The sequence below is a fragment of the Variovorax sp. GW821-FHT09D07 genome, from assembly GCF_059416345.1.
In genome coordinates, this window is record NZ_JBWKOY010000001.1 from 1,224,940 (window position 1) to 1,245,022 (window position 20,083).

Below are 20,083 nucleotides of genomic sequence, written 5' to 3' on the forward strand. Positions count from 1 at the left end.
TGTTTCCGGTGAGTGCCCTACCCTCCTCCCTCCCCCCCGCCGAACGCCGCCCGATCCGTGAACTCCCCGACGAGCTGATCAGCCAGATCGCCGCCGGTGAAATGGTCGAGCGCCCCGCCTCGGTGGTGCGCGAACTGCTCGACAACGCGCTGGACGCCGGCGCGCGCCAGATCACCGTGCGGCTGGCCTCGGGCGGCGTGCGGCTGATCTCGGTGGAAGACGACGGCCTGGGCATTCCCCGCGAGGAACTCACGGTGGCGCTGCGCCGCCACGCCACCAGCAAGATCGCGAGCCTGAGCGACCTGGAAACGGTCGGCACCATGGGCTTTCGCGGCGAGGCGCTCGCGGCCATCAACGCGATCGCCGAACTCAGCATCCTCTCGCGCTTCACCGGCGCCGACAGCGCCTTCGTGCTCGACGGCGGCACCGGCGAGCTGCGGCCGGTGGCGCGTTCGGTGGGCACCACGGTCGAGGTGCGCGAGCTGTTCTTTGCCACGCCCGCGCGGCGCAAGTTCTTGAAGACCGACGCCACCGAGCTGGCCCACTGCATCGAGGCCGTGCGCCGCCATGCGCTGGCGCGGCCCGAGGTGGGCTTCTCGGTCTGGCACGACGGCAAGTTGATCGAGCAATGGCGCGCCGCCGCCACGCCCGAGCAGCGGCTGGCCGATGCGCTGAGCGACGACTTCGTGTCGCAAAGCGTCTCCGTGCTGCGCGAAGGCGGCCCGGTGCGCGTGGTCGGCCGCGCCGGCATTCCCGACGCGGCGCGCTCGCGCAACGACCAGCAGTTCTTCTACGTCAACGGCCGCTTCGTGCGCGACAAGGTGCTGTCGCACGCGGTGCGCAGCGCCTACGAAGACGTGCTGCACGGCCAGCGCCAGCCGGTGTACGTGCTGTACCTGGAGATCGACCCCGCGCGCGTCGACGTCAACGTGCACCCGACCAAGATCGAGGTGCGCTTCCGTGACGGGCGCGAGGTGCACCAGGCGGTGCGCCACGCCATCGAGGACGCGCTGGCCGCGCCGCGCGCCGGCGATGCACTGGCACCGGCCGACGCGCCGCCGCAGCCCTTCTTCAAGCAGACCCCGCTGCCGCCGAGCGCCAGCTGGTCGCAGCCCGCGATCCCGTTCCAGGCGCGCGAGCGCGGTGCCGGCGACTTCGAGGCCATGTGGCCGCGGCGCACCGAGGAACAGGGACACGCGCCGGTCACGGCCCCGTCGCAGTGGCAGACCGAAGCGCCGGCGATGTCGTTCCGCGCGCCGGTCGGATTGCCCGACAGCGAGGCCCTGGCCCCCATGCCAGCGCCGGTCATGAACCAGGACGCCTGGCCGCTGGGCCGCGCGCTGGCCCAGCTGCAGGGCATCTACATCCTGGCCGAGAACAGCCAGGGCCTCGTGATCGTCGACATGCACGCGGCGCACGAGCGCATCGTCTACGAGCGGCTCAAGACCCAGCTCGACGGCGCGGCCATCACGAGCCAGCCGCTCCTGATCCCGGCCACCTTCGCCGCCACGCCGCAGGAAGTGGCCACGGCGGAGGCCTGTGCCGAGGTGCTGCCCACGCTGGGGCTGGAGATCACGCCCTTCTCGGCCCGCACGCTGGCCGTGCGCGCCGTGCCCGGCACGCTGGCCGATGGCGACCCGGTGGAACTGGCGCGCAGCGTGCTCGCCGAACTGGGCCAGCACGACGCGAGCACCGTGGTGCAGCGTGCGCAGAACGAACTGCTGTCGACCATGGCCTGCCACGGCGCGGTGCGCGCCAACCGCAAGCTCACCATCGACGAGATGAACGGCCTGCTGCGCCAGATGGAAGCCACCGAGCGCTCCGACCAGTGCAACCACGGCCGGCCGACCTGGCGCCAGCTGTCGATCCGCGAGCTCGATTCGCTGTTCATGCGCGGGCGCTGAGCCTCAAGGTTTCGCGTCATCGGCGGCTGCGCCGACATGCCGCAGCGTGACGGCGGCCAGCACCGCGAGGACCGCGATGCTGACGGCGCTGGTGGCTGCAGCGGCATTCAGTCCTGCGAGGAAGGCGGCTTGTGCCTGTTCAAGCACGCCAGCGGGCAATTCATCCGCGACCGCTGTAGCGCCTGCAAGACTGTCCGATACCGCGCGCTGAAGCGCCACGGCCATGCCATCGATCGGCTCGCCCATCCGCGTGCGATACACCGCCGTTGTCAGGCTGCCCAGCGTGGCGATGCCCACGGCCAGGCCCAGCTCCTGCACCGTTTCGGACAGGGCCGAGGCCGAGCCCGCCTTCTCGGGCGGCGCGGCGCCCACCACCAGGTCGGTCCCCAGCGCGGCGATGGTGCCCAGGCCGAGGTACACGAGCGAGAACGCGGCCGTGACCCACGCAATGCCATGCGGCGTGCGATCGAGCTGGCTCAGCATCAGATAGCCCACGACCGACAACCCCAGCGCGCCCGCCATCACATGGCCCGGCCGGATGCGCCGCGCGAGCAGCGGCGCCGTGATGCCGGCCACCAGCATCGCGAGCGCCGGCGGCCCCATCCACAGCCCGGCCACGAGCGGTGACAGGCCCGCCACCAATTGCAGGTACTGGGTCACCAGCAGCATCGTGCCGCCGACACCGACGAGCCCCACCAGCAACACCACCAGCGCGACGCTGAAGGCCCGGCTGGCGAACAGGCCGAGGTCGATCAGCGGATGGCGCAACCGCCGTTGCCGCCGGACGAACCCCAGCGCGAACGCCAGCCCTCCGACGAGCGCCAGCACGGCCCCGACACCGATCCCGTCCTTCGCGACCTGCTTGATGCCGTAGACCACCGGCAGCAACGCAAGCAGCGACAACGCGACGCTGGGCAGATCGAGCCGCCCCTGCTGCGGCGCTCGGTACTCCGGCAGCAGGAACGGCGTCGCCACCAGCAGCAGCCCGACCACCGGCAGCGCGACGAGAAAAGCTGCGCCCCAGCCGTGGTGCGCGAGCAGCAGGCCGCCCACCACCGGCCCGGCCGCCATGCCGAGCGCGAACATGGTCGCCCACAGCCCGATGGCCAGCGCGCGCTGGTGCGGGTGCAGGAACATGTTGCTGATCAGCGCCAGCGTCGACGGCATCAGCGTCGCGCCCGCCACGCCGAGCACGGCGCGCGCGGCGATCAGCTGGGCGGCGCTGGTCGAACAGGCCGCCAGGACCGACGCCACGCCGAACGCCGCCGCGCCCACCATCAGCAGCTTGCGCCGTCCGATGCGGTCGCCCAGCGTGCCCATCGTGACGAGAAAGCCGGCAATCATGAAACCGTAGGCATCGACGATCCACAGCGCCTGCGCGCTCGTGGGGCGCAGGTCCAGGGCCAGCGCGGGCAGTGCGAGGTGCAGCAGCGTGAGGTCGAGGCCGAGCAGCAGGGTCGGCAGCGCCAGCAGCGCGAGCCCCGTCCATTCGCGGGCGCCGGCGCGGCCTTCGCGTCGCGCGGCCGGAAGGTGGTCGGAAAGGGAAAGTGAATCGCAAGGTGCGGTCAAAAGGGGCCTCCGGGTGCGCGTTCGGGTTGCGGGAGCCCCATCTTCAGGACAAGATCATCACATTACAATTTAAGCGTTTATCCTATTACCCAACACAACAGTCTCAACAGGTTTGATCGAACGCAGCCTCAGCCGCACCAAGAACGAGCTGTCGGAGTTCCTGACCCGGCACCGCCGCAAGCTCACGCCCGCCGATGTGGGCCTGCCCTCGCAGGGACGGCGCCGCACGCCCGGCCTGCGGCGCGAAGAGGTTGCGGTGATGGCCGGCGTGGGGCTCACCTGGTACACCTGGTTCGAGCAGGGGCGCGAGATCCAGGTGTCGCAGAAATTCCTGCTCGGCGTGGCGCACGCCTTGAAGCTCGACGACGCCGAGTGCAGCCACCTGTTCCTGCTGGCCCACAAGCGCCCGCCGCCGCCCGAGGCCCATCAGCAGGCGTCGGTCACGCCCCGCATCCAGCAGCTCATGGACGAGCTGCCCACCCGGCCCGCCTACGTGTTCAACCTGCGCTGGGACGTCGTGGCCTGGAACGCCGCGGCCGACGCGCTCTTCGGTTTCAGCGCGCGCGAGCGTGAGGCGCGCAACCTCCTTCGCATGGTGTTCGCCGACCCCGAGCTGCGCCGGCGCCTGCCCGCCTGGCGCGACGATGCGCCCGGGCTGCTGGCGCAATTCCGATACGACTTCGCCATTGCGCCCGACGATCCGGCCATGCGGGGCCTGGTCGCGGACCTGCAAGCGCTCTCGCCCGACTTCCGCCGCTGGTGGGACACCCCCGACAGCGCGCCCGCCCGGCGCGGCCTCGGATGCGTACAGACGGCCGACAGCGGACCGTTGGAGTTTCACCACGAAACCTTGGTGGTCGACACGCACCGGCACCTGCGGATGGTGGTGTATTTCGTGCAGCCGGCGCCGGGCTGACCCCCGGGGCCTGTGCGACAGATAAGCGCCGTCAGCGCCCATTTCGAGGGTTTTCGAGGGTTTTGTGGCGTCATCCACGGTGCGGGCACGCACGTTGCATGGTCTCGTGCCAGGCGCCGGCGAGCGCTGCACAGGGGGAGCTGACACGCGATGCCGACGCGTTTCAGAAAGCAAGCAGATGAACTTTCGGCCGACTTTCGCTGTCCCTCCACCCCATGATCAAACGCTGGCCCCTCCTCGCGTCCATCTTTTCGCTCTGTGCCCTCCTGGCAGCCGGCTGTTCGACCCTCGACGAACGCCAGCGCGAATGGATCTTCCAGCCCAGCGACCGCAGCTGGGGCAATTCGGCCCAGATGACCGAAGGCATGCAGGATGTCTGGATCGACTTCCAGTCGTCCATCACCGGTGAACCGGCGCGCCTGCACGGCCTGTGGCTCGGCGGCGCCCCCGAAACCACCGAGACCCCCGTGCTGCTGTACCTGCATGGTGCGCGCTACAACGTGGCCGGCTCGGCGCCGCGCATCCAGCGCATGCACGAGCTGGGCTTCTCGGTGCTGGCCATCGACTACCGCGGCTTCGGCAAGAGTTCCAAAGGCCTGCCCTCGGAAGCCTCGGCCCGCGAAGACGCCCGCGCCGCCTGGACCTGGCTGGCCGCACGCCATCCGCGCCAGCACCGTTACATCTTCGGCCACTCGTTGGGCGGCGCCATCGGCATCGACCTGGCAGCCACCGTGAACGACGAGAGCGGCACCATCGTCGAGAGCACCTTCACCTCCATCGCCGACGTGGCCAGCAGCTTCAAGTGGGGCTGGCTGCCCTTCGGCCCGTTCATCACGCAGCGCTTCGAGGCGATTCGCACCGTCAAGGACATCGGCGCGCCGCTGCTCGTGGTGCACGGCACCGCCGACAGCCTGATCAACCCGACGCTCGGGCGCAAGCTGTACGACGCGGCCACGGTGCCCAAGATGTTCGTGCTGGTCGAGGGTGGCTCGCACCACAACACCAACTCGGTCGGCGCGACGCAGTACCGCGCGGCGCTGTCGCAGCTGTTTCGCATGAAGCCCGAGGACAGCAGCACCGTGGCGGACAGCCGGCCGCAGCCGCGGCTGGTGTCGCCGCGGCCTGCACCGCCTTCATTGCCTTCCGCGGCGCTGTCGCCGCAAGAGGTGCGGGGCGAGGCGCACACGCCGCCCGCCCCCGCCGCCATCTAGCCCGCCTTTTTCAGGCGGGTCCGTTCCCGCGTCAGGCCGAGGCCAGATCGAACGGCAGCTGGCGCAAGGGCTTGCCCGTCAGCCGCGCCACGGCGTTGGCGAAGGCAGGCGCCAGCGGCGGCAGGCCGGGTTCCCCCATCCCCTTGGGCGCATCGGCACTCGGCACGATGTGCACGTCGAACTCGGGCACCTGCGTGATGCGCGCCACGCTGAAGTCGCCGAAGTTGCCCTGCTGCACGACGCCGTCCTTCAGCGTGATGGCGCTGCCCTGCAGGCAGGTCGACAGCCCCATCACCGCCGCGCCCTGCACCTGCGCCTCCACGCTGCGCGGATTCACCGCCAGGTTGCAGTGCACGCCCGAGGTCACGCGCTGCAGCACGGGCTGGCCGTCCTTCACCGACGCTTCGACCACATAGGCCACCACCGACTCGAAGGACTCGTGCACGGCCACGCCCCAGGCGCGGCCTTCGGCCAGCTTCTTCTTGCCGTAGCCGCTCTTGTCGACCGCCAGCTGCAGCGCGGCGCGGTGGCGCGGGTGCTTGTCGCCGAAGAGGCTCATGCGGTAGGCCACCGGGTCCTGCTTCGTCGTGCGGGCGATCTCGTCGATCAGCGTTTCCATCACGAAGGCGGTGTGCGTGGAGCCCACGCTGCGCCACCACAGCACCGGCACGTTCACCTGCGGGTGATGCACCGTGAGGCGCATCGGCACGGGGTACGGATCGCGCATGCCCTCGACGGCCGTGGCGTCGATGCCGTCTTTCACCATGGAACCGGCGAACACCGTGCCCGCGGTGATCGACTGGCCCACGATCACGTGGTCCCACGCGAGGATCTTGCCGCGTTCGTCGAAGCCGATGCGTGCGCGATGCAGGTGCATGGGACGGTAGTAGCCGCCCTTGATGTCGTCCTCGCGGCTCCACAGCAGGCGCACCGGTGCGTCTTTCAGGCCGGCGGCGCGCGCGGCCTTGGCGATCTCGCAGGCTTCGACGACGAAGTCGCTCGAGCCCACGAAGCGCCGGCCGAAGCCGCCGCCCGCCATCTGCACGTTCACCTTCACCTGCGCGGGGTCGAGCTTCAGCGTGCGCGCCGCGGCCTGGCCGTCGAGGTCGGCGGACTGCGTGCCGACCCACAGCTCGGCGCGGCCGTCCGACAGCTTCACGGTGCAGTTCTCCGGCTCCATGGGCGCGTGGGCCAGGTAGGGAAACACGAACTCGGCCTCGAGCTTGTGCGGCGCGCCGGCCAGCGGCGCCATGTCGGCGTCGAACTTGCGGTTGCCGGGGCGACTGGCCAGTTCGCGGTACTGCGCCAGCTGCTTGTCGCTGTCGACCTTCTCCACCGCATCGGTGTTCCACTGCAGCTTGAGCGCGTCGCGGCCCAGCTTGGCGGGCCAGTAGCCGTCGGCCACCACGGCCACGCCTTCGGCGCCGCGGTCCAGCGGAATGCGCAGCACGGCCTTCACGCCCTTGACGGCACGCGCGGCGCTGTCGTCCACCGAGGCCAGGCGGGCGCCGAACACGGGCGGATGCGCCACCACGGCCGTGAGCTGGCCGGGCTGCTTCACGTCGATGCCGAAGTCCTGTCGCCCGCTGCTCTTGGCGCGCGCGTCCAGGCGCGTGGTCGGGCGGCCGATGATCCGGAAGTCCTTCGGGCTCTTCAGCGTGACCGTCTCGGGCACCGGCAGCGCCATGGCCGCTTCGGCCAGCTCGCCGTAGCCCGCCTTGCGCCCGCCCGGGCCGATGACCGTGCCGGCCTGCGTGCGCAGCGTGGCCACGTCGACCTTCCAGCGCTGCGCCGCGGCCGACAGCAGCATGGCCCGCGCACGCGCGCCCAGTTCGCGGTACTGCGTGTAGCTGTTCTTGATCGAGTTGGAACCGCCGGTCAGGTGCATGCCGAACAGCGGGTCGGCGTAGGCGGCATCGTTGGTGCCGTTGCGGCTGCGCACCAGGGCCCAGTCGGCATCGAGCTCTTCGGCCAGGATCATCGGCAGGCCGGTCTGCACGCCCTGGCCGAACTCGAGGCGGTTGATGGTCACCGTGACCTCGCCGTTGGGCGCGATCTGCACGAAGGCCGAGGGCTGTTGCGTCGGCTTGAGCGCACCGCCGGCCTTGGCCGGGCCGTCGGCCTGCGCCATGGCCATGTGAGGGAACGCGCCGAGCACGAGGCCGCCGGCGCCGGCCATCTTCAGGAAGCTGCGACGGGGCAGCGTGGCGGCCGCGTCGGCGTCATCGGTCGCAGGCGGGGCCATCAGGCGCTGCAGCGCGCGCGGCAGGTCGTTGTAGTCGATGTTTGGCAGCATGTCGTCGGCTCCTTCAGGCGAGGGTCTTGGCCGCATCGGCCACGGCGGCGCGGATGCGGGCGTAGGTGCCGCAGCGGCAGATGTTGCCGGCCATGGCCGAGTCGATCTCGTCCGTGCTGGGCTGCTTGCCCTTGGGCAGCGACTGCAGGAAGGCGGTCGCGCTCATGATCTGGCCGCTCTGGCAGTAGCCGCACTGCGCGACGTCGTGCTTGACCCACGCGGCATGCACGGCCGCGCCGACGCGGTCGCTGCCGCCGGTCACGGCTTCGATGGTGGTGATCTTCTTGCCCTCGGCCGCCGCGATGGGCGTGATGCACGAGCGGATGGCCTGGCCGTCCATGTGCACGGTGCAGGCGCCGCACAGCGCCGCGCCGCAACCGAACTTGGTGCCGGTCATGCCCAGCGTGTCGCGCAGGGCCCAGAGGATGGGGGTGCCGGGGTCGGCGTCGACCGTGTGGTCACGGCCGTTGACGTGGAGCGCGCTCATGTGGGTTTTCTCCGTGGGTGGGTTGAAACGATCTTGTTCACTTGGCGCCGTCGAGCACCCATTGCGCGAGCGCCTGCAGGTCCGCGTCGGGCACCTGGGCCTGCGCGGGCATGGGCATCGCGCCCCACTTGCCCGAACTGCCGGCCTTCATGCTGGCGGCCAGCTGCGCGGCCGAGCCCTTGCCGTCGCCGTAGCGCGCGCCGATTTCTTTCCAGGAAGGGCCCACCACCTTCACGGCGGCTTGGTGGCAGGCCACGCACGCGTACTTCTGCGCCAGCGCGGTGCTGGCGAAAGCGGGCGCGGACCCGGCCATGCTCGCGCCGATGGCCAGTGCGGCCACGAGCGAGGCGGTGATGCGATGCGGATGTCGTTCGTCGTGGGTCATTTCTTTTTTCATCATCGTGGAGGGGAAGCACGGTCCTCGCGCCGCGCGCGGCAGGACTTCACGGCGGCCAGTGTCCGACGAAGCGCCCGCCGCCACTTGCCCAATCCGCGCGCGTTCTTGCCTGAAACAACGAGACTGCGCCAAAAACGCCAAGCGCATGAGAAGCGCCCGCTAGACTTTGCGCAAGCACCCGAAAGGATTCAGATGGAAGTGCTACAGCCGACGCAGCCAGACGATTCGGCCGTCCTCAGTGCCCTGGCCGCGGCCGTCGGGCGCATTGCCCGAAACGACGGCGACCACGCCACCGCCATTCCCGAACTCTCGCTGCACCGTCGCAGCGCCGCGACCGAGCCCGTGCATTGCATCTACGGCTTCGGCCTGGGCATCACCGTCGGCGGACAGAAGCGCGCGGCGCTCGGCGACGAGATCTATGAATACGGCGCCGGCCAGTCGCTGCTGATCACGGCCGACCTGCCCGTGGTGGCGCACGTCACCCGTGCCAGCGCGGCGCAGCCCTTCCTGGGCCTCATGATCCGGCTCGATCCGCGCGCCATCGTGCAGGTGGCGACCGAGATGGCGCTGCCCCCGCCGTCCAGGGAGCCCCACAACCAGCGCGCCCTGTCGCTGGGCGCGCTCGACCCGACGCTGCTGGGCACCGTCACGCGGCTCGTCGAGCTGCTGGCCGAGCCCCGGCTCGTTCCGCAGCTCGCGCCGCTGCTGCAGAAGGAAATCGTCGTGCGCCTGCTCGCCGGGCGCCACGGCCCGCAGCTGCAGCGCCTCATGACCGTCGGCTCGCCCAGCCAGCAGGTGGCGCAGAGCCTGGCGTGGCTCAAGATGAATTTCAGGAAGCCCGTGCAGGCGGACGAGCTGGCCGCGTCCGCGCACATGAGCCCGTCGACCTACCGCCAGCACTTCCGCGCCGTGACCGGCATGAGCCCGATGCAGTACCTGAAGCAGCTGCGCCTGCAGGAAGCGCGGCAGCTGATGCTGAACCAGAACATCGATGCCGGCACCGCCGGCGTGCGCGTGGGCTACGAAAGCGCCTCGCAGTTCAGCCGCGAGTACGCGCGCCTGTTCGGTGCGCCGCCGCTGCGCGACATCCGGCGGATGCGGGACGCGACCGCCGTCGCCTGAAGCACTGCGTCGCAGGCAAGCCCCGCGCTACTGGCTGGCGCGCGCCATTTGCTACCCTCGACGCATGCCCCCCGCTTCCCCTGTTCCCCCGCGCTACATCGCGCTCGCCGGCCCTACCGCGTCCGGCAAGACCGCCGTCGCCCTGGCCGTGGCCCGGCTGCAGCCGGTCGAGATCGTCAGCGTCGACTCGGCGCTGGTCTACCGCGGCATGGACATCGGCACCGCCAAGCCCACCGCCGCCGAGCAGGCCGCCGTGCCGCACCACCTGATCGACATCCTCGATGCGCGCGACAGCTACAGCGCCGCCGCCTTCGTGGCCGACGCCACGCGCCTGATCGATGACATCCGCGCGCGCGGCGCGCTGCCGCTGCTCGTGGGCGGCACCATGCTGTACTTCAAGGCGCTGTTCGACGGCATCGACGCCATGCCCGCGGCCGACCCGGCCGTGCGCGCGCGCCTGGACGCCGAAGCTGCCGCGCTCGGCTGGCCCGCCATGCATGCGCGGCTGGCGCAGGTCGACCCCGTCACCGCCGCGCGGCTCGCGCCGCAGGACAGCCAGCGCATCCAGCGCGCGCTCGAGGTGTGGGAAAGCAGCGGCCAGCCGCTGTCGAGCTTCCATGCGAGCGACACCAAGGCCGCCAAGGCCGTCGACGGCGGCGTGCTCGTATCGCTCGAACCCGAGGACCGCGCCTGGCTGCACGGGCGCATCGCCGAACGCTTCGACGCCATGCTCGCGGCCGGTTTTCTCGACGAGGTGAAGGCGCTGCGCGCGCGCGGCGACCTGTCGCCCGACCTGCCCTCGATGCGCTGCGTCGGCTACCGCCAGGCCTGGGAGATGCTCGACGCCTGCGGCGACGCACCGCCCGATGCCAAGGCGATGGGCGAGTTGCGCGAGCGCGGCATCGCCGCCACGCGCCAGCTCGCCAAGCGGCAGATCACCTGGCTGCGCAGCATGCCGCAGCGCACCGTGATCGCCTGCGACGCGCCCGACGCGGTGCAGGCCGCCGTGCGGCACATCGCGCAGATCGCTGGTTCGGCGACACCGGCATGACCCTGCACCTCTCCAACCTCGGCAAGCACTACGGCGACGCGCCCGTCTTCGAACACGTGAGCCTGCAGGTCGCGCCCGGCGAGTTCGTCGCCATCGTCGGCGAATCGGGCGTGGGCAAATCGACCCTGCTCAACTGCATGGCCGGCCTCGACACTTGGGATGAAGGCAGCGTGTCGCACGACGGCACCGACATCGGCGCGCTCGACGGCGAAGCCCGCGCGCTGTGGCGCCGCCAGCATGTGGGCTTCGTGTTCCAGGCGTTCCATGTGCTGCCGCACCTCGACGTGGCGCAGAACGTGTCGCTGCCGCTGATGCTCTTGGGCCGCCCGCGCGAAGACGCGCGCGTGGCCCACATGCTGGAGGCCGTCGGCCTGCCCGGCATGGGCGCGCGGCTGCCGCAGACGCTGTCGGGTGGGCAATTGCAACGCGTGGCGATCGCCCGCGCGCTCGTGCACCGGCCCGCGCTGCTGCTGGCCGACGAGCCCACCGGCAACCTCGACCCGTCCACCGCCGCGAAGGTGATGGACCTGCTGATCGGCCAGACGCGCGAGCACGGCGCGTCGCTGGTGCTGGTCACGCACTCGGAGAGCGCCGCGGCGCGTGCGGACCGGCTGCTGCACCTGACGGCGAGCGGTATCCGGGCCTGAAGAGAATCAGCCGATCAGCGACGCGTAGCGCGACAGGTCGACGTTCCCGCCGCTGATCACGATGCCCACGCGCTGGCCTTCGATCGCCTTCGCAGCCGCAATGGCGCCCGCGAACGCGAGGCATCCCGTCGGCTCCACCACCATCTTCATGCGCTCGGCGAAGAAGCGCATCGCCTCGACGAGCTGCTCGTCGGTGACGGTGAAGATGTCATCGACATCACGTTGGATGATCCCGAAGGTGTACTCGCCCAGGTGCTGCGTCTGCGCGCCGTCGGCGATGGTCTTTGGCGTGTCGATGTGCACGATCTTCCCGGCGCGCAGCGACTGCTGGCCGTCGTTGCCGGCTTCGGGCTCCACGCCGTAGACCTTGCAGGCGGGCGACAGCGCACGCGCCGACAGCGCCGAGCCCGACAACAGCCCGCCGCCGCCGAGGCACACGAACAGGTGATCGAGCGGGCCGGTCTCTTCGATGAGCTCCTTCACCGCCGTGCCCTGCCCCGTGAGCACGTCGGGGTGGTCGTAGGGCGGAATCATCGTCATGCCGCGCTCCTGCGCGAGCCGCTTCGTCAGCGCCTCGCGGTCTTCGGTGAAGCGGTCGTACATCACCACTTCGGCGCCGTAGCCCTTCGTGGCCGCGACCTTGGCGGCGGGCGCGTCCTTGGGCATGACGATCACGGCCGGCATCGACAGCAGGCGTGCCGACAGCGCGATGGCCTGCGCGTGGTTGCCCGACGAGAAGGCGATCACGCCGCCCTTGCGTTGTGCCGCGTCGAACTTCGACAGCGCATTGAACGCACCGCGGAACTTGAACGCGCCCATGCGCTGGAAGTTCTCGCACTTGAAGAAGAACTGCGCGCCCCAGCGCGCGTTGGCGGTGGTCGATTGCAGCACCGGCGTGCGGTGGGCATGGCCTTCGAGCCGCGCGGCCGCGGCGATGACGTCGTCGTAGGTAGGGAGTTGCATCGCGCAAGCTTAGCGGCTGCTGGCGGACGGCGCACGCGCGGGGGATGCCGCTTGCGCCGTCACCCATTCCGAAAACGCCTTCACCGCCGGCCGCCGCGTGGCGCCCGGCTTGCTCACCAGGTAGTAGGCAAAGCGAGCGGGCCAGCGCTTGTTCAGTGCGACGACGAGGCGGCCCTCGTCGAGGTACTCCTGCGCATGCGTGTCCTGCACGAGCGCGATGCCCTGGCCGGCGGCTGCGGCGCGCAGCAGCAACAGGTCTTCCTCGAAACCGGGACCACGCAGCGCGGCATCCTCAGGCTCGACGCCGTGCGCCTGCAGCCACAGCGCCCAGTCCGCACGGTCGCTGTCGTGCAGCAGCGTGTACTTCAGGCAATCGGCGGGTTTGCGGACCGCCGGGCCTTGGGCCAGCAACGAGGGGCTGGCAACCGGCAAGAGCACGGGCGCCATCAGACGCTCGACCTGCAGGCCGGGGTAGACGCCCAGCCCGTGACGTATCGCGACGTCGACCCTGTCGCGCTGCAGATCGGCCAGCTTGGACGACGCTTCGACCCGCACCTCGATCTCCGGGTGCAACGCCGAGAACGCGCCCAGGCGCGGCACAAGCCAGCTCGCGGCAAAGGACGCGACGGTGCTCACGGTGAGGGTCTGCCGCTTCGACGCGGCCTCCAGCACGGACACGGCGTGTTCGATCTGGTCGAACGCGCGCACCAGGTTCGGATGGATGCGCGCCCCCGCTTCGCTGAGCTGCACGCCGTAGCGCTCGCGCACGAACAGCGACACGTTCAGGCGCTGTTCGAGCACCCGTATCTGCTGGCTCACTGCGCCCGGCGTCACGCCCAGGACGTCGGCGGCGGCCTTGAGGCTGCCGCACCGGCCGGCTTCGGTGAAGGCACGCAAGGCGAGCAAGGGCAGGACGCTTCCCATGGGCTTCCAGTCATTAGAAAAACTGATTTCTTGATCGACGAATCATCGTTTGTCGATCGGATTCTCTCTCCCTAGCATCGATCCATCGATGTCCAAGGAAATCAGATTTTCTATCTTTCATGACGCAAAACCTCTCGCTCTACACCGACAGCTCGCCCAACGGCTTCAAGATCACCATCGCGCTGGAGGAACTCGCGCTCCCCTACACGCTGCACCACGTGCGCATCGACCGTGGCGAGCACCGCCTCCCCGCGTTCCTCGCGCTCAACCCGCATGGCCGCATTCCGGTGCTGGTGGACCATGCGGCCGGCCTCACGCTGTTCGAGTCGGCGGCCATCCTGCTGTACCTGGCCGACAAGGCCGGGCGCCTGTTGCCGACGGAACCTGCCGCGCGCTGGCAGGCGATCACGTGGCTGATGTTCCATGCGTCGAGCATGGGGCCGCTGCTGGGGCAGCGCGTGCACTTCGAACGGTTTGCCGCACAACGCAACCCCGAGGCCATCGACCGTTATCGCGAGCTCACCGAGGCCGCGTTCTCGACGCTGGACGGTCACCTCGCAAGCCACCACTGGCTGGCGGGCGATTCGTACTCCGTGGCCGACATCGCGACCTTCGGTTGGACGCACATCGCGCGGATCGTCGCGTTCGACTTCAGCCGCCACCGCCACCTGACCGCCTGGCACGAACGCGTGGCCGCGCGGCCGGCGGTGCAACGCGGCATCGCATTGCCCGAACCCGCGACGGACGCCTGACGCCGCGCTCTCCCTTCCTCTTCCAACCTCCGACATGCAAGCTTCTCTGCCCACCGGCGCCTCCGCCCACGCCTTCGCCACCCACCCCGGCTACCGCCGCATGTTCGCGCCCGACGCGCTCACGCTGGGCATCTTCCTGCCGCTGCGCTTCTTCGAGGGCGACATGGCCGTGCTCGAAGGCCAGTCGGCGCTGCTGGCCGACATCGACCGCCAGGGCTTTGCGGCGATCTGGGCGCGCGACGTGCCGCTGTTCGATCCGCGCTTCGGCGACGCGGGCCAGGTGTTCGATCCGTTCACCTACCTGGCCTTCCTGGCCGCGCGCACGCAGCGCGTGTCGCTGGCCATCGGCAGCGCGATCTTTTCGCTGCGCCATCCGATCGACCTCGCCAAGGCGGCGGTCACCATCGACCAGCTCTCGGGCGGGCGGCTGGTGCTGGGCGTGGCGTCGGGCGACCGCCCCGTCGAGTTTCCCGCCTACGGCCTGGAGCACGGCACGCGCGGCGCGCGCTTCGCGCAGTCGGTCGCCTACTTCCGGCAACTGGTGCAGCCCGGCGCCGGCCCCATCGCGTCGCCACTGGGGCGGCTCACCGATGCAACGCTGCTGCCCCGGCCCGCGAGCGGCGCGATCCCGCTGATGGTGACCGGCTCGTCGCAGCAGTCGCTCGAGTGGATCGGCACGCACGCCGACGGCTGGCTCACCTACCCGGGCTCGACGCAGAACGTCATGGGGCCGCGCCAACTGGCCGAGAAGATCCGCGCCTGGCGCGCGCTGATTCCCGGCGGCGGCTTCCGCCCGCACATGACCAACGAGTGGATCGACCTGAGCGACGACCCCGACCATCCGCGCACCCCGATGAACGACGGCTACGTGCTCAAGACGGGCCGCAAGGGTCTGATCGCCCTGCTGACGGAATGGCGCGACGCCGGCGTCAACCATGCCGCGCTCGGCGTGCAGTTCTCGCGCCGACCTGCGAGAGAAGTCCTCCAGGAACTGGCCGAAGAAGTGCTGCCGCACTTTCCTTCCCACGAGAGCGTCGCGCCGCTGCGAGCGCCCTGGTAACGCGCCGCCGCGTGGGTGAAACCCCCAGTGCACCCCCGGTCCGAAGTCCGTACTCTGTATACAGAGTTCAGAAAAGGCCCACCATGCCCGCCCAGTTGCTCAGCATCGAAGTCGCTCCCGACCTCGTCGATCAGGTCTACCGCGCCCTGCTCGGCGCCATCAGCAGCGGCGCGCTCGCGCCGGGCGAGCGGCTCACGCAGGAGGACATCGCGGCGCGGCTCGCGGTGTCGCGCCAGCCGGTGCTGCAGGCGCTGCGGCTGCTCAAGAAGGACGGCTTCGTGCAGGACGCGCCCGGGCGCGGCGTGCTGGTGGCGCCGCTGGAGGCCGAGGCGATGCGCAAGGTCTACCAGGTGCGCGGCGCGCTCGACGTGCTGGCCGCGCGGCTGGCGGCGCAGCAGCGCTTTCGCATCGACCCGAAGCTCATCGAGCGCGGCCGGCGCGCGGCGCGCGGGCGCAACGTCGAAGCCATGATCGATGCCGACGTGGCCTTTCACCAGGCCATCTACGCCGCCTCGGGCAACCCGCTGATCGGCCAGAGCGCCGACCCGCACTGGCGCCACCTGCGCCGCGCGATGGGCGCGGTGCTGCAGGCCGAGCCGCAGCGCGAGTCACTGTGGGACGAACACGAAGCCATTGCCGACGCCATTGCCGCCGGCGACGTCGAACGCGCCGCGCGCCTGAGCGACGAGCACGTCTCGCGCGCCAGCGACGCGCTGGCCGAGCGGCTCGCGCAGCAGCTGGCACGCACGGCATCCGCATCCCCCACGAAAAAAGGAGACAAGGCATGAAGCTGCCCCCCGAGCAACGCGCGCAGTTCGAGCGCGAGGGCTACCTGTTCTTCCCCGGCCACTTCTCACCCGAAGAGACCAAGGTGCTGACCGAGGCGGTGCCCGACCTGTACAGCAAGCGCGCGGCCTTCAACGTGCGCGAGAAGGGCTCCGACGCCGTGCGCACGAACTTCGCGGCGCACCTCATCAGCGAGCCCTTCGCGCGGCTGGCGCGGCACCCGCGCATGGTCGGGCCGGTGATGGACCTGTTCGACGAAGCGGTCTACATGCACCAGTTCAAGATCAACGGCAAGATGGCCTTCGAAGGCGACGTGTGGCAATGGCACCAGGACTACGGCACCTGGCTCAACGACGACCTGATGCCCACCGAGCGCGCGATGAACGTGGCCATCTTTCTGGACGAAGTGACCGAGCACAACGGCCCGCTGATGTTCATTCCGGGCAGCCACCGCAAGGGCGTGGTCGATGCGAAGCATGACCTCACGACCACCAGCTACCCGCTGTGGACGGTCGACAACGACCTGATCCGCCAGCTGGTCGATCGCGCCGGCGGCAAACAAGGCGGCATCGTCTCGCCCAAGGGGCCGGCCGGTTCGATGATCCTGTTCCACAGCTGCCTCGTGCATGCCTCGGGCAGCAACCTCTCGCCCTTCAACCGCGTGGCGGTGTACCTGAGCCTGTGCGCGGTCAGCAACCACATCCGCCGCCACAAAAGGCCCGAGTACATCGCGCACCGCGACTTCACGCCGATCGAGATGCTGCCCGACGACTGCCTGCTGACGCCCTACCCCGTCGAGGTGCCGTGGAAAGACGGCCTGCCCGAAAGCGCGCTGCGCACCTCGCCCGACCTGATCGAAACCGTGGAAGCCTGACCGCCATGAGCCTGCACACCCGCCTGCAACAACGCGCCGCCGAAGGCCGCCCCATCCGCATCGGCCTGATCGGCGCCGGCAAGTTCGGCGCCATGTACCTGGCGCAGATTCCGCGCACGCCCGGCGTGCAGCTGGTCGCCATTGCCGACCTCTCGCCCGCCGCCGCGCGCGTCAACCTGGAGCGCGTGGGCTGGCAGGCCGAGCGCAGCAACGCCGGCTCGGTGCAGGAGGCGCTGAAGACCGGCGCCACCTGGATCACCGACGACTGGCAGGCCGTGACGCGCGAGCCCAGCATCGACATCGTGGTCGAGTGCACAGGCAACCCGGTCGCCGCGGTCGACCACTGCCTGGATGCCTTTGCGCACGGCAAGCACGTGGTCAACGTGACGGTGGAGGCCGACGCCTTCTGCGGCCCGCTGCTCGCGCACAAGGCGCAGCAGGCCGGCGTGGTGTATTCGCTGGCCTTCGGCGACCAGCCCGCGCTGATCTGCGACCTGGTCGACTGGGCCCGCACCTGCGGCTTTCCGGTGGTGGCGGCCGGGCGCGGCCACAAGTGGCTGCCGCACTTCACCGAATCGACGCCCGAGACCGTGTGGGGCAACTACGGGCTCACGCCCGAGCAGGCGAAACGCGGCGGGCTCAATCCGAAGATGTTCAACAGCTTTCTCGACGGCTCCAAGCCGTCGATCGAAAGCTCGGCCGTGGCCAACGCCACCGGCCTGGGCGTGCCCTCCGACGGCCTGCTTTATCCGCCCGCGAGCGTGGAAGACATTCCCTTCGTCACGCGTCCGCGCAGCGAAGGCGGCGTGCTGGAGCGCAAGGGCATGGTCGAGGTGATCTCGTCGCTCGAGGCCGACGGCCGCAAGATCCCGTACGACATCCGCATGGGCGTGTGGGTCACGGTCGAGGCCGAGACCGACTACATCAAGAACTGCTTCGAGGAATACAACGCCCACACCGACCCGAGCGGGCGCTACTTCACGCTGTACAAGCGCTGGCACCTGATCGGGCTCGAGGTGGGCATGTCGGTCGCCAGCGTCGCGCTGCGCGGCGAGCCCACGGGCGTGGCCACCGGCTGGAATGCCGACGTGGTCGCCACCGCCAAGCGCGACCTCGCGGCGGGCGAGATGCTCGACGGCGAAGGCGGCTACACCGTCTGGGGCAAGCTGCTGCCGGCCGAGCGCTCGCTGCGCCTGGGCGGCCTGCCGTTGGGGCTGGCGCACAACGTCAAGCTCGTGCGCCCCGTGAAGAAGGGCCAGAGCCTGAGCTGGGCCGACGTGGCGATGGACACCACCACCGCCGCCTACCGGCTGCGCCAGGAAATGGAAGCGCTGTTCACGCCCGCGGTGCGCGCCCGCGCGGCCTGAGCGCGGGGCCTGGCGCCCACGTTGCGCCAAAGAGCGAACAGATCAAGAATCTTCTGCTCGGCACCGGTCCGGTGTCGAAATGACCGGTTGCGGGCCGTCATTGTGGTGAGCGCTCTTGCTCGGCAAGCTTTTCCTCACGGAGAAACACCATGCAGTACATGTTGATGTTCTACCAACCCGCGGCCGAATTCGAACAACGCAACGACGCCTCGTCACAGGCCTACCGCGCCAGCTGGGTCGCGTACGCCGACGCGGTGCGCCAGTCGGGCGTCGCGCTCGGCGGCCACGGCCTGCTGCCGCCCATGACCGGCACCACGCTGCGCGTGCGCGGCGACAAGCGCCAGGTGCAGGACGGTCCCTTCGCCGACACCAAGGAACAGCTCGGCGGCTACTTCGTGGTCGACGTGCCCGACCTCGACGCGGCGCTCGAATGGGCCGCGCGTGCGCCCTGCGCCGCCAGCGGCGGTGTCGAAGTGCGGCCGGTCTTCACCGCCACCGCAGCGGCGGGCGCGAGCCAGACGTGACCACCCCGGCGGCACATCACGCCGCCGAACGCGCGGCACGCGAGTCGTACGGGCGGCTGCTGGCCATCCTGTCCGCCCGCACGCACGACATCGCGGCCTCCGAAGACGCGCTGGCCGACGCCTTCGCCCGCGCGCTCGAGCGCTGGCCCGCCGACGGCGTGCCGGTGCAGCCCGACGCCTGGCTGCTGAGCGTCGCGCGGCACCGCAAGCTCGACGCCTGGCGCCACAGCCGCGTGCAGGACGACGCCACGCAAACGCTGCTGCTGCTCGCCGGCGAGATGGACGAGGCCGACCCCGATGCCGCCACCGTGCCCGACGAGCGCCTGCGCCTGCTGTTCGTCTGCGCACACCCGGCCATCGACGCCGCCGCGCGCGCGCCGCTCATGCTGCAGACCGTGCTCGGGCTCGACGCGGCGCGCATGGCCGGCGCCTTCCTCACCTCGCCCTCCGCGCTGGGCCAGCGGCTGGTGCGCGCCAAGGCCCGCATCCGCGCCGCCGGCATTCCTTTCGAGTACCCGCAGGCGCGCGACCTGCCGCACCGGCTGCGCGACGTGCTCGACGGCATCTACGCCGCCTACGGCACCGGCTGGGACGACGTCGACGGCGCCGACGCCCTGCCGCGCGGCCTGACGACCGAGGCCATCGACCTGGGCCGCATCCTGTGCCGCCTGCTGCCTGCCGAGCCCGAGCCGCTGGGCCTGCTGGCGCTGATGCTGTTCTGCGAGGCGCACACCGCCGCGCGCCGCACCGAGGCCGGCGCCTACGTGCCGCTCGACCAGCAGGACATCACGCGCTGGGACCACGCGCTGCTGGCCGAGGCCGAGCACCACCTGCGCATCGCGTCGGCCATGCAGTCGCTCGGTCCCTACCAGCTCGAGGCCGCGATCCAGTCGGCCCACTGCGAGCGCCGCGCGGGCGCACCGGTGCCGCCCGAGGTGCTGGTGTCACTGTACGAAGGCCTGCTCGCGCTGCGGCCGAGCATCGGCGCGCAGGTGAGCCTGGCGTGTGCGCTGGCGAATGCGCGCGGGCCCGAGACCGGGCTGCGCGCGCTCGATGCGATTCCGTCGGACGAGGTGGCGAGCTACCAGCCGTTCTGGGCGGCACGCGCGCACCTGCTCGCGGCCGGCGGTGCGCGCGTGGCGGCGCGGCAGGCGTACGACCGGGCGATCGGGTTGAGCAGCAATGGCGCTGTGCGGGCGTACCTGCACGCGATGTCGGAACGGGCCTGAGGCG

General features: G+C 70.5%; 19 protein-coding genes. 13 read left to right on the forward strand and 6 right to left on the reverse strand.

Annotated elements, in window-relative coordinates; translation table 11 throughout:
• Positions 1 to 8 precede the first annotated feature (8 nt).
• Positions 9 to 1,904: a DNA mismatch repair endonuclease MutL gene (gene mutL, locus AC07OX_RS05630; protein ID WP_062478532.1), complete on the forward strand. Its 1,896-nt coding sequence runs from the start codon at positions 9 to 11 to the stop codon at positions 1,902 to 1,904.
• Between the two features lie 3 nt (positions 1,905 to 1,907).
• Here mutL and AC07OX_RS05635 read toward each other — a convergent pair whose 3' ends face one another.
• Positions 1,908 to 3,473 carry an MFS transporter gene (locus AC07OX_RS05635; RefSeq protein ID WP_495260198.1) on the reverse strand — a complete coding sequence of 522 codons (1,566 nt, stop codon included), beginning with the start codon at positions 3,471 to 3,473 and terminating at the stop codon, positions 1,908 to 1,910.
• A 112-nt stretch (positions 3,474 to 3,585) separates the two neighbouring features.
• Between AC07OX_RS05635 and AC07OX_RS05640 the strand changes: the two genes are divergently transcribed.
• Both AC07OX_RS05640 and AC07OX_RS05645 read left to right on the forward strand, forming a co-directional pair.
• Positions 3,586 to 4,389, forward strand: coding sequence for a helix-turn-helix transcriptional regulator (locus AC07OX_RS05640; RefSeq protein ID WP_495260199.1), 804 nt, complete (start codon positions 3,586 to 3,588; stop codon positions 4,387 to 4,389).
• Positions 4,390 to 4,604: 215 nt separating this feature from the next.
• Entirely contained in the window at positions 4,605 to 5,600 is a 996-nt protein-coding gene (locus tag AC07OX_RS05645; RefSeq protein ID WP_174254354.1) for an alpha/beta hydrolase, read from the forward strand.
• A gap of 31 nt (positions 5,601 to 5,631) precedes the next feature.
• Here AC07OX_RS05645 and AC07OX_RS05650 read toward each other — a convergent pair whose 3' ends face one another.
• From AC07OX_RS05650 to AC07OX_RS05660, 3 genes are read right to left on the reverse strand one after another with little or no spacing between them, the layout of a single operon-like run.
• Positions 5,632 to 7,896 (reverse strand): xanthine dehydrogenase family protein molybdopterin-binding subunit, encoded by a 2,265-nt coding sequence (locus tag AC07OX_RS05650; protein WP_495260200.1) that lies wholly within the window; start codon positions 7,894 to 7,896, stop codon positions 5,632 to 5,634.
• Positions 7,897 to 7,909: 13 nt separating this feature from the next.
• On the reverse strand, positions 7,910 to 8,383 hold the full coding sequence (locus AC07OX_RS05655) for a (2Fe-2S)-binding protein (protein WP_062478499.1): 474 nt from the start codon (positions 8,381 to 8,383) through the stop codon (positions 7,910 to 7,912).
• A gap of 37 nt (positions 8,384 to 8,420) precedes the next feature.
• Complete coding sequence (locus tag AC07OX_RS05660; RefSeq protein WP_240531158.1) at positions 8,421 to 8,768, reverse strand: c-type cytochrome; 348 nt, start codon at positions 8,766 to 8,768, stop codon at positions 8,421 to 8,423.
• Between the two features lie 204 nt (positions 8,769 to 8,972).
• On the opposite strand from AC07OX_RS05660, the gene AC07OX_RS05665 reads away from it, so the two are divergent.
• The 3 genes from AC07OX_RS05665 (at position 8,973) to AC07OX_RS05675 (ending at position 11,600) form a co-directional block, all read left to right on the forward strand.
• Positions 8,973 to 9,902, forward strand: a complete 930-nt coding sequence (locus AC07OX_RS05665) for an AraC family transcriptional regulator (RefSeq protein WP_495260201.1) — start codon at positions 8,973 to 8,975, stop codon at positions 9,900 to 9,902.
• 64 nt (positions 9,903 to 9,966) lie between these two features.
• Positions 9,967 to 10,953, forward strand: a complete 987-nt coding sequence (miaA, locus tag AC07OX_RS05670) for a tRNA (adenosine(37)-N6)-dimethylallyltransferase MiaA (RefSeq protein WP_495260202.1) — start codon at positions 9,967 to 9,969, stop codon at positions 10,951 to 10,953.
• A complete protein-coding gene (locus AC07OX_RS05675; protein WP_095746026.1) occupies positions 10,950 to 11,600 on the forward strand; it encodes an ABC transporter ATP-binding protein in 651 nt (216 codons plus the stop codon). The genes miaA and AC07OX_RS05675 overlap by 4 nt, the downstream gene beginning before the upstream one ends.
• A gap of 6 nt (positions 11,601 to 11,606) precedes the next feature.
• Here AC07OX_RS05675 and AC07OX_RS05680 read toward each other — a convergent pair whose 3' ends face one another.
• Both AC07OX_RS05680 and gcvA read right to left on the reverse strand, forming a co-directional pair.
• Entirely contained in the window at positions 11,607 to 12,563 is a 957-nt protein-coding gene (locus AC07OX_RS05680) for a threo-3-hydroxy-L-aspartate ammonia-lyase (protein WP_495260203.1), read from the reverse strand.
• Between the two features lie 9 nt (positions 12,564 to 12,572).
• Positions 12,573 to 13,487, reverse strand: a complete 915-nt coding sequence (gene gcvA, locus AC07OX_RS05685; RefSeq protein WP_495260204.1) for a transcriptional regulator GcvA — start codon at positions 13,485 to 13,487, stop codon at positions 12,573 to 12,575.
• A 119-nt stretch (positions 13,488 to 13,606) separates the two neighbouring features.
• Here gcvA and AC07OX_RS05690 point away from each other — a divergent pair, with 119 nt between their 5' ends.
• The 7 genes from AC07OX_RS05690 to AC07OX_RS05720 all read left to right on the forward strand — a co-directional run bounded on the left by AC07OX_RS05690 (position 13,607) and on the right by AC07OX_RS05720 (position 20,079).
• The gene (locus tag AC07OX_RS05690; RefSeq protein WP_495260205.1) at positions 13,607 to 14,239 is read left to right on the forward strand and encodes a glutathione S-transferase family protein; all 633 of its coding nucleotides are present in this window, start codon (positions 13,607 to 13,609) and stop codon (positions 14,237 to 14,239) included.
• Positions 14,240 to 14,273: 34 nt separating this feature from the next.
• Positions 14,274 to 15,299, forward strand: a complete 1,026-nt coding sequence (locus AC07OX_RS05695; RefSeq protein WP_495260206.1) for an LLM class oxidoreductase — start codon at positions 14,274 to 14,276, stop codon at positions 15,297 to 15,299.
• Positions 15,300 to 15,382: 83 nt separating this feature from the next.
• Positions 15,383 to 16,087, forward strand: coding sequence for a GntR family transcriptional regulator (locus AC07OX_RS05700; protein ID WP_495260207.1), 705 nt, complete (start codon positions 15,383 to 15,385; stop codon positions 16,085 to 16,087).
• Positions 16,084 to 16,959, forward strand: a complete 876-nt coding sequence (locus AC07OX_RS05705; RefSeq protein WP_495260208.1) for a phytanoyl-CoA dioxygenase family protein — start codon at positions 16,084 to 16,086, stop codon at positions 16,957 to 16,959. Before AC07OX_RS05700 ends, AC07OX_RS05705 begins: the two co-directional genes overlap by 4 nt.
• A gap of 5 nt (positions 16,960 to 16,964) precedes the next feature.
• Positions 16,965 to 18,326, forward strand: coding sequence for an NAD(P)H-dependent oxidoreductase (locus tag AC07OX_RS05710; protein ID WP_495260209.1), 1,362 nt, complete (start codon positions 16,965 to 16,967; stop codon positions 18,324 to 18,326).
• A gap of 149 nt (positions 18,327 to 18,475) precedes the next feature.
• Positions 18,476 to 18,850, forward strand: a complete 375-nt coding sequence (locus tag AC07OX_RS05715; RefSeq protein WP_070063082.1) for a YciI family protein — start codon at positions 18,476 to 18,478, stop codon at positions 18,848 to 18,850.
• Entirely contained in the window at positions 18,847 to 20,079 is a 1,233-nt protein-coding gene (locus AC07OX_RS05720) for an RNA polymerase sigma factor (protein ID WP_495260210.1), read from the forward strand. Before AC07OX_RS05715 ends, AC07OX_RS05720 begins: the two co-directional genes overlap by 4 nt.
• Positions 20,080 to 20,083: the final 4 nt, after the last annotated feature.

Bases quoted from the DNA above. Each gene is read 5' to 3' on its own strand.
- AC07OX_RS05675 (WP_095746026.1), top strand. From the start codon at position 10,950: ATGACCCTGCACCTCTCCAACCTCGGCAAGCACTACGGCGACGCGCCC.
- AC07OX_RS05645 (WP_174254354.1), top strand. From the start codon at position 4,605: ATGATCAAACGCTGGCCCCTCCTCGCGTCCATCTTTTCGCTCTGTGCC.
- AC07OX_RS05655 (WP_062478499.1), bottom strand. From the start codon at position 8,383: ATGAGCGCGCTCCACGTCAACGGCCGTGACCACACGGTCGACGCCGAC.
- AC07OX_RS05710 (WP_495260209.1), top strand. From the start codon at position 16,965: ATGAGCCTGCACACCCGCCTGCAACAACGCGCCGCCGAAGGCCGCCCC.
- AC07OX_RS05700 (WP_495260207.1), top strand. From the start codon at position 15,383: ATGCCCGCCCAGTTGCTCAGCATCGAAGTCGCTCCCGACCTCGTCGAT.
- miaA (WP_495260202.1), top strand. From the start codon at position 9,967: ATGCCCCCCGCTTCCCCTGTTCCCCCGCGCTACATCGCGCTCGCCGGC.
- AC07OX_RS05650 (WP_495260200.1), bottom strand. From the start codon at position 7,896: ATGCTGCCAAACATCGACTACAACGACCTGCCGCGCGCGCTGCAGCGC.
- AC07OX_RS05695 (WP_495260206.1), top strand. From the start codon at position 14,274: ATGCAAGCTTCTCTGCCCACCGGCGCCTCCGCCCACGCCTTCGCCACC.
- AC07OX_RS05660 (WP_240531158.1), bottom strand. From the start codon at position 8,768: ATGACCCACGACGAACGACATCCGCATCGCATCACCGCCTCGCTCGTG.
- gcvA (WP_495260204.1), bottom strand. From the start codon at position 13,487: ATGGGAAGCGTCCTGCCCTTGCTCGCCTTGCGTGCCTTCACCGAAGCC.
- AC07OX_RS05665 (WP_495260201.1), top strand. From the start codon at position 8,973: ATGGAAGTGCTACAGCCGACGCAGCCAGACGATTCGGCCGTCCTCAGT.
- AC07OX_RS05705 (WP_495260208.1), top strand. From the start codon at position 16,084: ATGAAGCTGCCCCCCGAGCAACGCGCGCAGTTCGAGCGCGAGGGCTAC.
- AC07OX_RS05715 (WP_070063082.1), top strand. From the start codon at position 18,476: ATGCAGTACATGTTGATGTTCTACCAACCCGCGGCCGAATTCGAACAA.
- AC07OX_RS05680 (WP_495260203.1), bottom strand. From the start codon at position 12,563: ATGCAACTCCCTACCTACGACGACGTCATCGCCGCGGCCGCGCGGCTC.
- AC07OX_RS05690 (WP_495260205.1), top strand. From the start codon at position 13,607: ATGACGCAAAACCTCTCGCTCTACACCGACAGCTCGCCCAACGGCTTC.